We start from the raw sequence: 12,983 nt of genomic DNA on the forward strand, positions 1-12,983 counted from the left end.
CCTATTTTCCCGTGTAGTATATCACCGGAATGATACATTCTTCCAGTGAAATTCCGCCGTGTTGAAAGGTATTTCTATAGTGATTTACGTATTGGTTATAATTATTAGGGTAGGCAAATAAGTTATCTTCTTTTGCAAACACATAGGTGGTTGAAACGTTTGGTTTGGGTAAAAAAATGTTCTCAGGCTTTCGGCAAACCATCATCTTATTCGCGTTATCCCAATTCAAATTTTTCCCCTGTTTATAACGTAAATTGGTATTCGTATTCCGATCTCCCACGATTTTAATCGGATTTTGTACGCGAATCATTCCGTGGTCGGTCGTTATGATGACGCGTCCCTTTTTCTCTGCAATCTTCTTTAATAAATCAAAAAGAGGAGAATGCTGGAACCAGCTGGCCGTTAAGCTGCGGTAAGCTGACTCATCTGGAGCTAATTCTTTGATCATAGCCATGTCCGTCCTAGCATGGGAGAGCATATCGACGAAATTGTAGACGATGACATTTAAATCATTAGTCGCTAATTTATTGAAATTGTCGACTAATTGTTTTCCTTGGTACTGGTGAATAATCTTGTGATAAGAGCTTTTAGCGTTGATTTTTAGGCGCTTTAATTGCTCCTGTAAGTAAAATTCTTCCTGTTTATTGAATCCTTCTTCGTCTTCAGAATCGCCTACATCGTAGACCCATTTGTCGGGGTAATTTTTAGCGATTTCAGATGGCATCATTCCGGCAAATATGGCGTTTCGGGCGTAGGCCGTTGTCGTAGGCAGGATGGAATAATAGTTATTTTCGGATTCTAATCGGAAGTATTCTTGGATGTATTTGTCTAAGGTTTTCCATTGGTCAAAACGCAAGTTATCAATCAAAATAAAATAAAGAGGACTCTTGTCGTTGATCTTCGGAAAAACATGTTTACGCAGCATTAAATGCGATAATACGGGTGTTTCTGTATCGGGTTTTTGCAACCAATCCTCGTAATTTTTCTCGATGAATTTACTAAAGTGGGCATTTGCCTCATTTTTTTGGTTGTTCAAAACCTCGGCCATCGATTTGTTTTCGGTTGTGTCGATTTCGAGTTCCCAATAGATTAGTTTTTTGTAGATGTCAGACCATTCTTTGGCATTCAAATGATCCTGGTATTGCATCGATAAGGCCAAAAACTCTTGTTGGTAACTAATATTCGTTTTTCCTTCTTCGAGTCTTTTCTTATCAAAAATACGCTTGACAGAAAGCAATAGTTGATTCGGATTAAGTGGTTTGATGAGGTAATCAGCAATTTTCGAACCGATGGCGTCTTCCATCAATTCTTCTTCCTCTGATTTAGTGATCATAATAACGGGAAGATTCGGTCTGAACTTTTTGATCTGTAATAAGACCTCTAGGCCAGACATTCCCGGCATATTTTCATCCAAGAACAAGATGTCAAACTTCTGCGTTTCTACTAATTCTAAAGCGTCTGCACCTGAATTAACCGTAAATACTTCATATCCTTTACTCTCTAAAAACAAGATATAGGGTTTCAATAAATCAATTTCATCGTCCGCCCAAAGTATTTTATACGTCATCGCTCTTTTGTTTACCTTTCAAGCCTAAAATTAGCTAATTTTACATCGACATCCTCGTTAATACATGTTAATAGATCCTCCCGTTCGTTTGACCGAATCAGCCCTCGATAACCTACGTTTAATTACGTTTCCGGAGCCTTTTCTCCGGGTGGGAATGCGTGGAGGAACCTGTGGAGGAACTTTTGTCCTTGGTTTTGATACTAAAACAGAAAATGATGAGGAGTATTTAATTGAAAATATCCCTGTCATTATTGATCGAAGAGAATTATTATTTGTCCTAGGTACAGAAATCTCGTACGAAGTGCAAGGCAATGGTTTTTATCTTCATAAACCCCCTAAAGTATGAAATTTGCAGCCATTGATATCGGATCTAACGCCGCTCGCCTTCAAATATCTAGTGTATTAGAAAATGAGGGAGTCATCAGTTTTAAGCGGATTGAATATGTGCGTTTTGCTCTTCGTTTAGGACATGATGTCTTTGGTGATGGCATGATTTCGCCTGAGTCTGAGGTGCGTATTTTCAAATTAATGCACGCCTATAAATTATTGATGGACTTGCACGAAGTGAAGGACTATGCGATTTGTGCTACATCGGCTATGCGGGAAGCGTCTAACTCATCAGAGATTATCACTCGAATTCATAAGATATTGGATATGAAAATCCAGTTGATTGATGGTAGCCGGGAGGCAGAATTAATCAATGATGTGGTCGTTCAATCTTTACATCCGAAGAAAAATTACCTGCACATCGATGTGGGTGGGGGTAGTACGGAATTGAATATCTATCGTCACCGGGAAAAATTAGCTTCGAAGTCTTTTAAAATAGGGTCGGTGCGATTACTAGAAGGAACGGAAAAAGAGGGAGATTGGGAGAAGATGAAGAATTGGATTTCTCAGCAAAAAGAGTTGATTTCAGGAGATATTGAGGCAATTGGGACAGGAGGAAACATAGCTAAATTATTTAATTTGTCTAAACCTGCTGCCGAGGAAAAGTCGATGACTTTCGATGCCTTATTTGAAATGGCGGCCTACGTGGGTTCGTTCTCTTTTGAGGATCGCGTGAATAAATTACGTTTAAATACAGACCGCGCGGACGTAATAGTGCCAGCAGCGTCCATCTATTTGACAGCAATGGAATTAGGCGGTTGTCAGACGATATTAGTGCCTGATTTAGGGTTAAAAGACGGTATTATCCAAATGTTGTATGATCGGTACTTAAACCGAAAGAAATAGTTATTTTTCGATGCGGTAAACAAGGCCCATGGATAGAACTTGAGAGAATTGCCAATTAGGATCTTGGTCATAATCTCGAAAAAGCACCATTTGCAGATTAGTGCTCACATATTTATTCACTTTCATCGTTACATTCGCATCTAATCGATGTACAATACTGTTCGATAAAGTAAGTCTGAAATAGTCGATTAAGGCTGAATAACGTGCTTTTACATTAATATTCTCCCATACATCTTTGTCCACGTTGACTAAATATTGAAATACGAACTGATTTCTGATATTGTCTCCTGGTTTCTCTAGACCATATAATCCTGCTCTGGAGATGGCTTGGTCGAAGACAAAGGTTTGGCGTAAAGAACCAATACCGATTCGTGTATAAAATGATTTGTCTGGATGGTATTCTAGACCCATGGAGGAAGTCAAATAGGCCGGAGCAAATAAACTCGAAATTAAGGAGTCTACCGGAACGCCCGCTTTATTTTTCTTGCCATAATCATATCCATTAAAGAATTGAGTCTGGAAGTTAGTCGATCCATAAAAGTCCCATTTAGGGCTGATGCGATAACCCGCCTTGAATTCGTATGCAATACGGTCGATGTTTTTGCGTAGACTTTGAGTTCTGTTTTGGAGAAATCCGACTTGTAAATTCAGGTCAGAATTCAAGCGCCAAGATTCATTCGAAACGTTAGCGCTGTGATTCAAATACCAGCCTATCGCTAAGGTATTCGTTCCGCCACCTTTCCAGTTATCACTGAAACTGGACTGATTTAAGTTAATCCCAGAGGTCATCACTTGTTTCCATTTATTCGCTGTAGAATCCGCCTTAGATTCCCCGAATAGAGGGCTCCAAGCAGTTAAAAACAGTAAAATGACTAACAGATTAAACTTCATTTGACAAATGTACAAAAAACCTGAATGAATGATCTATTTTCCTATGGATAAACGGATCTGTCCTGAAAAGGCCTCCGAAGGGGCTAATTCGATCAAGCCATCACCGGTATTAAAGGCGTCTGTATTGGCAGTCATTGGCTCAATCGCCACCGAGTGATATCCTTCCGGTTGAAAGACGACTAAAAAGGGAAATTGAACAGAGGATTGAGTTAAAAAAAGCGAACGCTGGTGTTTATGATCGATGAATTCTGTGACGTGTTTTTCCCTAGGCTCTAGTCGAAAAACGTGGTCCACTTTCTCTTGACTGAAAACAAATTCGCTCTTACCTTGTAGATTTTCCTCTTTCAAAGGAATCATTTGGGAGTCTGATAAAAAACGGCTAGTGGGATGAAATTTGATAGATAAATCAGCTGCTTTTGTGTTTGGGAAGCTGAAATAAGGGTGCCAGCCACAGGCGAAAGGCATGGACGTTGAGCCCGTGTTCTGGGCCATAAAGGTAATTTCAAGACCGCCTTCCTCTGCTAAGGTATACGTATATCGGAAAGTAAATGGAAAGGGGTAATTAGGTTCAGCACCTTGGTACGCATGTTCTAATGTGACAGACGATTCTGTTTTTTGTACAAGGGTAAACGGTACTCTAGCCAATAAACCGTGAATAGCGTTTCCTAAGGCGGGTTCGTTGATGGGTAATTGGTAATTTTTACCCTTAAATGAATAGTTTCCGTTACGAACTCGATTTACCCAGGGGGTTAACAAGGCGCTGGGGTGGTAAGGGTTGCTCGCTAAGGGATGATCGGAGCTTCCGGGAAGGTCGATTAATGATAGGCCACCAAGATTTAGTTCGATTAAACTCGCTCCCGTTTTTTCGTCGATACGAATGTAATCACCCGTCTTTTTGTTGCTTATTTCCATAGCGTTTTTTCTTCGATGCCCATTCCGTAGAGGGCAAAATCATATTTGACAGGATCGCTTGGATCCAGTTCACGTAGCGTTTCGGTAAGGGCCAAAGCCGTTTTCCAATTCGCCTTCTCTTCTTTCATTAGACCCAGTTGGGCAGCTGTGCGCATCGCGTGCACATCGAGTGGACAAACTAATTGTGCTGGTTTGATGGTATTCCATAGTCCGAAATCAACTCCAGCCTCATCTTTTCTCACCATCCACCGCAAAAACATGTTGATGCGTTTACAAGCCGAGTTTTTCAGTGGAGAAGCAATGTGTTTTTTTGTGCGTTCTGGAGCCCATTCGGATTGAAAGAAATAATCGTAGAATCCGTTTAGCCCATTTTCTATACTTAAATCTTCTGCTTTCAAACCTTGGTTGAACGCCGTTTCTAGGGAATTATTGTTTTGGTAATGCTTATGGAAGAAATCAATAAAATACAGCGTATCTGGGTATTGAAAAGTCCGGTGTTTAAAATGCTCGAATCGTTTTAGATCAGATGCTTGATGTCCTAAAATGAACTCATACGGTGTGCCATCCATCAATTCGATGAGTGTTTGCGCATTTTGAAGTATCGTTTTACGCTGACCCCAGGCTAAAATAGCCACCCAGAAACCCATAATTTCCTTGTCTTGCAAGCGACTGAAGCGATGCGGAATTTGGATAGGATCGTGTTCTATGAAGCGCGGATGATTGAAAAAAGCGAATTTCTCGTCTAAGATGGCCGCTATTTTTTCTGAAATCATTTTCGGCTAAATAGGGCAATTAAACGGGAGGGAAGGGAGAATATCCAGACCAATACCGTTACCGCAACCGAAAACGCCGCAATAAAGGGATAAGATAAAATGAAGAATACCTCAAAAATAACGTGACCTGCGGTGATAGGCCTTTTTCTCTTGTTCATATTACTGTAATAAATAAGAGATTTCAGCTCTAACGCGCTTATCAACGGCATTCAATTTCTCAAAAGCTTTCGGAGAAAGTTTGATGATCACTTTGTTATCGCCGTTCGGCAAACGTCCGATGACCTTTACCCAAATGCTTTGATTATTCGTTAGATTTTTGACTAAAACCAAGGTTCCAATCGGAGCGGTGCGATGCAAGGCTAAGAATTTGCCAGAATTATCAGGTACGTCAATTAGTTCCGCAATTCCTGTTTCAATCTTCTTTTTGATATCCTCAGGTCCTTTTTCTTTCGCGGGAGCTACGACGGTTTCAGCTGGGGCTGGTGCTGCTGGTGCTGCCGATTTTGCAGGCAATAAATTGCTCTTATCAACTGCCATAGCGGAAGTGGATCCAGCTGGATCTGAGACGATTAAGCGTTGACCTTCTTGTAAGCGATCTGAGGTTAGATTATTCCATTTACGCAATTCAGCCATCGTTACTTTGTGCATGTTCGCTACTGAAAGCAAACCTTGCTTAGGGGCTACAATGTGAATTTCTGCTTCCTTAGGTGTTTCTGCTGCTTTTTCTTCCACTACTTTAGGGGCAGGATTGCTTTCTTCTAAGTAGTGCAAAGGAATATAAACGATTTCGCCCGTTTTCACCGGGATTTGGACATCGGTATTAGCCGATTTGAATTCGGTTAACGATAAATTATAGCGTTTTAGAATCGAAAAAAGGGATTGCTTAGGTCCCACTTTGAACAATAAAAAGGTCTTGTTGTTCTCCTTTTTTAAGCCCAATGAATCAAGGGTGCTCGCCTCAGTAGAAAACTGCAATGCAAATAAAAAGGCGATGAGTAAGGTTAGTTTATAATTTTTCATAAATCTTCAATTTCAGTTTATCCTTCACAAAAATCAATTGTTCGTTGAGTAACGTAAAGGTTTGGTATCCGATGGTATCTCCTTCAGCGATCTGTTCTAACAGGATCGTCTCAAAGGCTAAATTACATACCCGAAGGTAGTTTTTCCAGCCATTATCGTAAAGATAATAAGAAAATAGTAGCTTATCCTCACCTTCAAAATAATCTATTCCTTTCGCGATCGTTTCGTTGAATTGCTGCTGGAAGAAGGTTTGGAAGTCTTTAAAATAGTCTTGGCTTTCTTCGTAATGCTGGGGTACTTGAAATGAAAAGTCGCTTTCTGTGCTTATTGGGCGAGGTTTTTCTTCTTTCAGTAGCTTCAGTGGCTCTAAAGAATAGGTTTTTATAGACTCTATTCCTGGATTTTTTGACTGCTGTAATTTGATGAAAAGCGCCTCGTTTTCTGAGCCGTGTACAAAGTTTAATTGGGCATAATCGGAGGGAGCCTTTCCTAAAAGGGAAACCTCTTTAGTCGCTAAATCGATCGAATGCCAAAATGCCTCAGCGTTTCCTCTCGTTTCGACCCACAAACGAGGTTCGTCTGGTTTTCCCCAGAAGCGGATGCTCCAGATTGGTTCAGCAAAGGAATGTTCGAAAAATACAGGCAAAGGCTCGAATGTTTGGAAATTATGTGCAAATTTGGCAAAATTCTATCAAAAAACGTAATTAGTATGATTCACGGCAAAAAGGTCGTCGCCATAATTCCGGCTCGATTCGCATCCACTCGCTTCCCGGGAAAACCACTGGTAGATCTGGGAGGAAGACCGATGATTCAGCGGACTTATGAACGCGTCAAGTCGGTCAAAGGCTTTGATCGTATTGTGATAGCGACAGATGATCAGCGAATTTTCGAGGTGGCTGTTGGCTTCGGGGCAGAGGTGATGATGACAGCTGATACGCATTTAACCGGTACCGATCGATGTGCCGAAGTACTAAGTCGATTAGGTGAAACGGTCGATTATGTGGTGAATATCCAAGGGGATGAGCCTTTTATAGAGCCGGAACAATTACGCGAAGTGGCTTCAGGATTTGCGTCAGGAGCACCTGTTTTGACTCTTATTAAAAAAATAACAGACACAGAAACTTTATTCAATACCAATACACCTAAAGTGATTTGCGACCAGGAAGGTCATGCTCTTTATTTTTCCCGTCAAACCATTCCTTTTTTAAGAGGGGTGGAGCCTTCAGAATGGTTAAATAGACATACTTTCTACAAACACATCGGATTGTACGCCTATCGGGCTGATATTTTGCCCGGTTTAAGTGCACTTAAGCCCACTTCACTAGAGCTGGCAGAATCCCTAGAACAGTTGCGTTGGATTCAAAATGGCATTCAAATAAAGGCCATCGAAACGCAATTTGAAACCATAGGAATTGATTCCCCGGAAGATCTCGAAAAAATTCAAAAAATGGGCCTCATTTAGGCTGAAAAGCGGTATATTTGCTAGATTTTTGGCATAAACATCTGTCAAAGATTCGATTATACTTATGCAAAGACCACACATCAAAGACGTATTGCGTGAAAAGATTTTAATTCTTGACGGCGCGATGGGTTCTTTAATTCAACAATACAATTTAACGGATGCGGATTACCGCGGCGAACGCTTCAAAAATTTCCCGCACGAAGTGAAAGGAAACAATGATTTATTGTCTATCACGCGTCCGGATGTGATCAAAGAAATTCACGCGAAATACTTTACAGCTGGTGCAGATATCGCGGAAACGAATACCTTCTCCGGAACTTCCATCGCGATGGCCGATTACCACATGGAGGATTTGGTCTATGAATTAAATTTTGAGTCAGCGAAAATTGCCCGCGAAGTTGCGGATGAATTTACGGCCAAGGATCCCTCAAAGCCACGTTATGTCGCTGGATCCATCGGACCAACGAATCGTACGCTTTCGCTATCCCCAGATGTAAATGATCCGGGTTATAGAGCGGTCACTTTCGATGAATTAGTTGAGGCTTATACAGAACAAATTCGTGGTTTAGTGGATGGAGGGGCTGATTTACTATTGGTAGAAACCATTTTCGATACCTTAAATGCGAAGGCAGCTTTGTTTGCCATCGATCACTATTTCAAACAAAATCCATCTAAGCCTTATTTGCCGGTGATGGTTTCTGGAACGATCACGGATGCTTCTGGGCGTACCTTATCAGGCCAAACAACGGAAGCCTTCTTGACTTCGGTATCCCACATGCCTTTGCTTTCAGTGGGCTTAAACTGCGCTTTGGGTGCGGATTTAATGCGTCCCTACGTGAAGACTTTGAACGATAAATCCCCTTTCTTAGTTTCTGCTCACCCGAATGCGGGTTTGCCGAACGAAATGGGTGAATACGATCAATCCCCAGCTGAAATGGCGGTTATCATCGATGATTTCTTAGCAAACGGCTTTTTGAACATCATTGGAGGCTGTTGCGGAACTACGCCAGCGCACATCCAAGCGATTGCGGAAGTGGCTTCGAAGCACAAGCCGCACGTGATTCCGGAGGAAAATGTGAATCAAAAGCTATCGGGTCTCGAGCCTTTAGAGATTACGGAATTAACCAATTTTGTGAATGTAGGGGAGCGTTGCAATGTGACGGGTTCGAAGAAATTTGCGCGTTTAATTCGCGAGGAGAAATTTGAAGAAGCGATTGCAGTGGCTCGTGAGCAGGTGGATGGTGGTGCGCAGATTTTGGACATCAATATGGATGAAGGAATGATAGATGGCGTGAAAATGATGCCTCAATTCCTGAATTTGTTGATGGCAGAGCCTGATATCGCTCGTTTACCGATTATGATTGACTCCTCGAAATGGGAAGTAATTGAAGCAGGTTTGAAATGCGTACAAGGTAAATCGGTAGTTAACTCGATCTCTTTGAAAGAAGGGGAAGAGAAATTCATTGAATCCGCGAACAAAGTGAAAATGTACGGTGCTTCGGTCGTCGTGATGGCCTTTGATGAAACGGGTCAAGCGGATTCATACCAGCGTCGTATCGAGATTTGTCAACGTGCTTACGATATTTTAGTCGATAAAGTAGGTTTCCCGGCTCAGGATATCATTTTCGACCCTAATATTTTAACAGTTGCGACGGGAATCGAGGAGCATAATAATTATGCGGTTGATTTCATCAAAGCGACGAAATGGATTAAAGAAAACTTGCCACACGCGAAAGTTTCGGGTGGGGTTTCTAATATTTCCTTCTCCTTCCGTGGAAACGAATTAGTTCGGGAGGCGATGCATACGGTGTTCTTGTACCACGCGATTAAGGCGGGGATGGATATGGGTATCGTTAATGCTAGTCAGTTAGGCGTTTATGATGATATTGATGCGACATTACGCGATTTATGCGAGGATGTTTTATTGAATCGTAATCCAGAGTCCACTGAAAAATTAGTGGCTTATGCCGAAACGGTAAAGTCCGCGGGTAAAGAATTAGTAGTGGATGATGCCTGGAGAAAAGAGCCGGTAAACAAGCGTTTAGAACACGCCTTGATTAAAGGTTTGACGGAATTCATCGATGAAGATGTGGAAGAAGCGCGTCAATTAGTGGAGCGCCCGATTCAGGTGATCGAAGGTCCGCTGATGGATGGGATGAATGTGGTGGGGGACTTGTTCGGAGAAGGAAAAATGTTCTTGCCGCAGGTCGTGAAGTCCGCTCGTGTGATGAAGAAGGCGGTGGCCTATTTATTGCCTTATATTGAAGCAGAGAAGCAAGGAGGGGAGAGTTCGTCGGCTGGAAAGATCTTGATGGCTACGGTGAAAGGCGATGTGCATGATATTGGAAAGAATATTGTGGGTGTGGTTTTGGCATGTAATAACTACGAAGTAATCGACATCGGTGTGATGGTTCCTTGCGATAAGATCCTGGCTGCGGCAAAGGAGCATAACGTAGATATCATCGGTTTGTCCGGTTTGATTACGCCGTCATTAGATGAGATGGTGTATGTGGCCAAAGAAATGGAGCGTCTTGGTTTCAAAGTGCCTCTTTTAATTGGTGGAGCCACAACGTCCCGTATTCACACGGCGGTAAAAATTGATCCTCACTACTCAGGACCCGTGATTCACGTGTTAGATGCCTCGCGTTCTGTGCCGGTGGCGGGTCGTTTATTGCAAAGTGAATTAACGTCTCAGGAAATCTTCAACGAGATTAAAACAGAATATGCCGAATTAAGAACGGCTCACGCCGCTCGTCAGCAAGAGAAAAATTACTTGTCCATCGATCAGGCGCGTGCTAAACCGAGCGGCATTGATTGGACTGGATTCAAATCGAAACAGCCATCTTTCCTAGGCGTGAAGTATTTTGAGGATTATTCCTTAGAGGAAATTGCGAAATACATCGACTGGACGCCGTTCTTCTCAACTTGGCAATTGTCCGGAAAATACCCGCGTATTTTCGATAACGAAGTGGTAGGCAAAGAGGCGAAGAAATTATTCGATGATGCCAAGGCTTTATTGAAAGAGATTATAGCTAATAAATCGCTTCAGGCGAAGGCGGCTTTAGGATTCTTCCCAGCAAACTCGCTAGGAGATGATATTATCTTGCACGATTACGTGGAGAAGGCGCTTGAGGTCGCTTGCGAGAAACACGGTTCGCACAAACAGGTTTCTTATGAGATTCAACACAAAGACGAATCTTCTGACAAGAGCCAATGGTTGCACCATTTACGTCAGCAAGGCCAAAAAGCGAGCACGCTTCCTAACCGTTGTTTAAGTGACTTTATAGCTCCTTTAAACTCAGGGGAGACGGATTATATCGGTGCCTTTGCGGTGACGACGGGTCTAGGAATCGAAGCCCTGTTAGATAAATACGAAAAAGAGCACGATGACTATAACTCGATTATGGTCAAGGCTTTAGCAGATCGTTTGGCGGAAGCTTTTGCCGAATTATTGCACGAACGTGTGCGTAAAGAATTCTGGGGTTATGCTTCAGAAGAGACTTTAAGCAATGAAGACTTAATTTCAGAGAAATACGACGGAATTCGTCCTGCACCGGGTTATCCGGCTTGTCCAGATCACACGGAGAAGAAGCGTTTGTTTGAATTATTGGATGCGGAAAAGCAGATTGGGATTCAATTAACAGAGAGTTATGCGATGTACCCGGCTTCCGCGGTGTCAGGATTCTATTTCTCTCATCCCGAGAGTACGTATTTTGGTTTAGGTAAGATTGCGAAAGACCAAGTAACAGATTACGCGAAACGTAAAGGTATGTCCCTAGACGACGTAGAAAGATGGTTAAGCCCCGTATTGAATTATGACTAAGATTACTAAATACTTTGAAGAAGCGGCGGGAAAAACACTTTTCTCGATCGAGATTATTCCACCGATGAAGGGCCAACATTTGGGCGAATTAATGTCGCACATTGAGCCTTTGATGGAGTTTAAGCCACCGTTTATCGAGGTGACGTATCACCGAGAGGAATATGTAGATAAAGTCGTGGATGGCGTTTCTAAGCGCATTCCTATTCGCAAGCGTCCTGGAACCTTGGGTATCTGTGCGTCCATCATGCAGCGTTTTCAGATCGAAGCCGTTCCGCACGTGATTTGTGGTGGATTTACCAAAGAAGAAACCGAAGATTTCCTAATCGATTTACACTATTTGGGGATCGAAAATGCCCTTCTATTGCGCGGTGATCAAGAAAAAGGGGAAGCTCATTTCATCCCTAAGCCAGGCGGTCACGCCTATGCTAACGAATTAGTGGAGCAAGTAGCGGCGATGAATCAAGGTATTTTATTGCACGAAGAAACGGAATCATTACCCACCAACTTTTGTATTGGCGTGGCAGGTTATCCGGAGAAACATATTGATGCTGTTTCCTTTGATCAAGACTTAAGCTATTTGAAGCAAAAGGTGGATGCGGGTGCAGATTATATTGTTACTCAGATGTTCTTCGATAACACGAAGTATTTTGATTTCGTTAAAAAATGCCGTGAAATGGGTATTCATGTGCCCATTATTCCAGGTCTAAAACCATTGGCAACAGAACGTCAATTAGACATTTTGCCAGAGATTTTCCATTTAGAGATTCCTGCTGAATTTGTCTCGGAGGCTCGTAAATGCTCGAATAATGCTGCCATCAAGCAATTAGGAATTGAGTGGGCAGTCCAACAAGGAAAAGAATTAATTCAAGCCGGTGTTCCTGCCTTGCATTTCTATACGATGAGTAAATCAGATAGCGTACGCGCTATCGCTGAAAAATTATTCTAATGAAAGTTCTGGTCTACGGTGCGAGTACGAATCCAAGTCGATATGCCTATATCGCTACGGAATTGCTTTTGCAACATGGACACGAGGTCTCATTAGTGGGGATTAAAAAAGGGGAGGTGTTAGGTCTACCGATTCAGCAGGATCAACCTTTGTTGCAAAATATTGACACTGTTACTTTGTATGTAGGTCCTGCGAATCAGGAGGGTCTTTTAGCATACCTTTCGGCTATATCACCCAGACGAGTGATATTCAATCCAGGCACAGAAAATTCGGTGCTAGAGAAAGCTTTACAGAATAAGGGAATAGAAGTAGAAGAGGCCTGCACGCTGGTATTATTGCATACAGGCCAGTTTTAG

The 12,983-nt window shown here is 42.2% G+C and carries 13 protein-coding genes; 6 read left to right on the forward strand and 7 right to left on the reverse strand.

Going from position 1 to position 12,983, the window contains the following annotated elements:
- Position 1: 1 nt before the first annotated feature.
- A complete protein-coding gene (gene porX / locus G9X63_RS08990; RefSeq protein ID WP_130896288.1) occupies positions 2-1,567 on the reverse strand; it encodes a T9SS response regulator signal transducer PorX in 1,566 nt (521 codons plus the stop codon).
- 64 nt (positions 1,568-1,631) lie between these two features.
- On the opposite strand from porX, the gene G9X63_RS08995 reads away from it, so the two are divergent.
- Both G9X63_RS08995 and G9X63_RS09000 read left to right on the forward strand, forming a co-directional pair.
- On the forward strand, positions 1,632-1,913 hold the full coding sequence (locus G9X63_RS08995; RefSeq protein ID WP_130923876.1) for an iron-sulfur cluster assembly accessory protein: 282 nt from the start codon (positions 1,632-1,634) through the stop codon (positions 1,911-1,913).
- Positions 1,910-2,800 (forward strand): Ppx/GppA phosphatase family protein, encoded by an 891-nt coding sequence (locus G9X63_RS09000; RefSeq protein WP_252622619.1) that lies wholly within the window; start codon positions 1,910-1,912, stop codon positions 2,798-2,800. Before G9X63_RS08995 ends, G9X63_RS09000 begins: the two co-directional genes overlap by 4 nt.
- On the opposite strand, the gene G9X63_RS09005 is transcribed toward G9X63_RS09000, so the two are convergent.
- The 6 genes from G9X63_RS09005 to G9X63_RS09030 are packed head-to-tail and all read right to left on the reverse strand — an operon-like array spanning position 2,801 to position 7,042.
- Positions 2,801-3,691 (reverse strand): DUF3078 domain-containing protein, encoded by an 891-nt coding sequence (locus tag G9X63_RS09005; protein WP_130896291.1) that lies wholly within the window; start codon positions 3,689-3,691, stop codon positions 2,801-2,803.
- Positions 3,692-3,724: 33 nt separating this feature from the next.
- Complete coding sequence (locus G9X63_RS09010) at positions 3,725-4,603, reverse strand: aldose epimerase family protein (RefSeq protein ID WP_252622621.1); 879 nt, start codon at positions 4,601-4,603, stop codon at positions 3,725-3,727.
- On the reverse strand, positions 4,594-5,376 hold the full coding sequence (locus tag G9X63_RS09015; protein ID WP_252622623.1) for a TIGR02757 family protein: 783 nt from the start codon (positions 5,374-5,376) through the stop codon (positions 4,594-4,596). Before G9X63_RS09015 ends, G9X63_RS09010 begins: the two co-directional genes overlap by 10 nt.
- Complete coding sequence (locus G9X63_RS09020) at positions 5,373-5,534, reverse strand: hypothetical protein (RefSeq protein WP_161566450.1); 162 nt, start codon at positions 5,532-5,534, stop codon at positions 5,373-5,375. Before G9X63_RS09020 ends, G9X63_RS09015 begins: the two co-directional genes overlap by 4 nt.
- A gap of 1 nt (position 5,535) precedes the next feature.
- The gene (locus G9X63_RS09025) at positions 5,536-6,396 is read right to left on the reverse strand and encodes a septal ring lytic transglycosylase RlpA family protein (RefSeq protein ID WP_252622625.1); all 861 of its coding nucleotides are present in this window, start codon (positions 6,394-6,396) and stop codon (positions 5,536-5,538) included.
- Positions 6,383-7,042 carry a hypothetical protein gene (locus tag G9X63_RS09030; protein ID WP_252622627.1) on the reverse strand — a complete coding sequence of 220 codons (660 nt, stop codon included), beginning with the start codon at positions 7,040-7,042 and terminating at the stop codon, positions 6,383-6,385. Before G9X63_RS09030 ends, G9X63_RS09025 begins: the two co-directional genes overlap by 14 nt.
- Before the next feature lie 63 nt (positions 7,043-7,105).
- Here G9X63_RS09030 and kdsB point away from each other — a divergent pair, with 63 nt between their 5' ends.
- The 4 genes from kdsB to G9X63_RS09050 all read left to right on the forward strand — a co-directional run bounded on the left by kdsB (position 7,106) and on the right by G9X63_RS09050 (position 12,983).
- On the forward strand, positions 7,106-7,858 hold the full coding sequence (gene kdsB, locus G9X63_RS09035) for a 3-deoxy-manno-octulosonate cytidylyltransferase (protein ID WP_252622629.1): 753 nt from the start codon (positions 7,106-7,108) through the stop codon (positions 7,856-7,858).
- 64 nt (positions 7,859-7,922) lie between these two features.
- Positions 7,923-11,681 (forward strand): methionine synthase, encoded by a 3,759-nt coding sequence (gene metH / locus G9X63_RS09040; RefSeq protein ID WP_252622632.1) that lies wholly within the window; start codon positions 7,923-7,925, stop codon positions 11,679-11,681.
- Positions 11,674-12,627 (forward strand): methylenetetrahydrofolate reductase [NAD(P)H], encoded by a 954-nt coding sequence (gene metF, locus G9X63_RS09045; protein WP_252622634.1) that lies wholly within the window; start codon positions 11,674-11,676, stop codon positions 12,625-12,627. The genes metH and metF overlap by 8 nt, the downstream gene beginning before the upstream one ends.
- Positions 12,627-12,983 (forward strand): CoA-binding protein, encoded by a 357-nt coding sequence (locus G9X63_RS09050; protein ID WP_252622636.1) that lies wholly within the window; start codon positions 12,627-12,629, stop codon positions 12,981-12,983. Before metF ends, G9X63_RS09050 begins: the two co-directional genes overlap by 1 nt.

The sequence above is a fragment of the Aquirufa antheringensis genome (genome assembly GCF_023921165.1).
GTDB classification, from domain to species: Bacteria; Bacteroidota; Bacteroidia; order Cytophagales; family Spirosomataceae; genus Aquirufa; species Aquirufa antheringensis.

What these genes read in the sequence shown, in the direction of transcription:
- porX (WP_130896288.1), bottom strand. Translation starts at nt 1,567, where the DNA reads ATGACGTATAAAATACTTTGGGCGGACGATGAAATTGATTTATTGAAA.
- G9X63_RS08995 (WP_130923876.1), top strand. Translation starts at nt 1,632, where the DNA reads ATGTTAATAGATCCTCCCGTTCGTTTGACCGAATCAGCCCTCGATAAC.
- G9X63_RS09000 (WP_252622619.1), top strand. Translation starts at nt 1,910, where the DNA reads ATGAAATTTGCAGCCATTGATATCGGATCTAACGCCGCTCGCCTTCAA.
- G9X63_RS09005 (WP_130896291.1), bottom strand. Translation starts at nt 3,691, where the DNA reads ATGAAGTTTAATCTGTTAGTCATTTTACTGTTTTTAACTGCTTGGAGC.
- G9X63_RS09010 (WP_252622621.1), bottom strand. Translation starts at nt 4,603, where the DNA reads ATGGAAATAAGCAACAAAAAGACGGGTGATTACATTCGTATCGACGAA.
- G9X63_RS09015 (WP_252622623.1), bottom strand. Translation starts at nt 5,376, where the DNA reads ATGATTTCAGAAAAAATAGCGGCCATCTTAGACGAGAAATTCGCTTTT.
- G9X63_RS09020 (WP_161566450.1), bottom strand. Translation starts at nt 5,534, where the DNA reads ATGAACAAGAGAAAAAGGCCTATCACCGCAGGTCACGTTATTTTTGAG.
- G9X63_RS09025 (WP_252622625.1), bottom strand. Translation starts at nt 6,396, where the DNA reads ATGAAAAATTATAAACTAACCTTACTCATCGCCTTTTTATTTGCATTG.
- kdsB (WP_252622629.1), top strand. Translation starts at nt 7,106, where the DNA reads ATGATTCACGGCAAAAAGGTCGTCGCCATAATTCCGGCTCGATTCGCA.
- metH (WP_252622632.1), top strand. Translation starts at nt 7,923, where the DNA reads ATGCAAAGACCACACATCAAAGACGTATTGCGTGAAAAGATTTTAATT.
- metF (WP_252622634.1), top strand. Translation starts at nt 11,674, where the DNA reads ATGACTAAGATTACTAAATACTTTGAAGAAGCGGCGGGAAAAACACTT.
- G9X63_RS09050 (WP_252622636.1), top strand. Translation starts at nt 12,627, where the DNA reads ATGAAAGTTCTGGTCTACGGTGCGAGTACGAATCCAAGTCGATATGCC.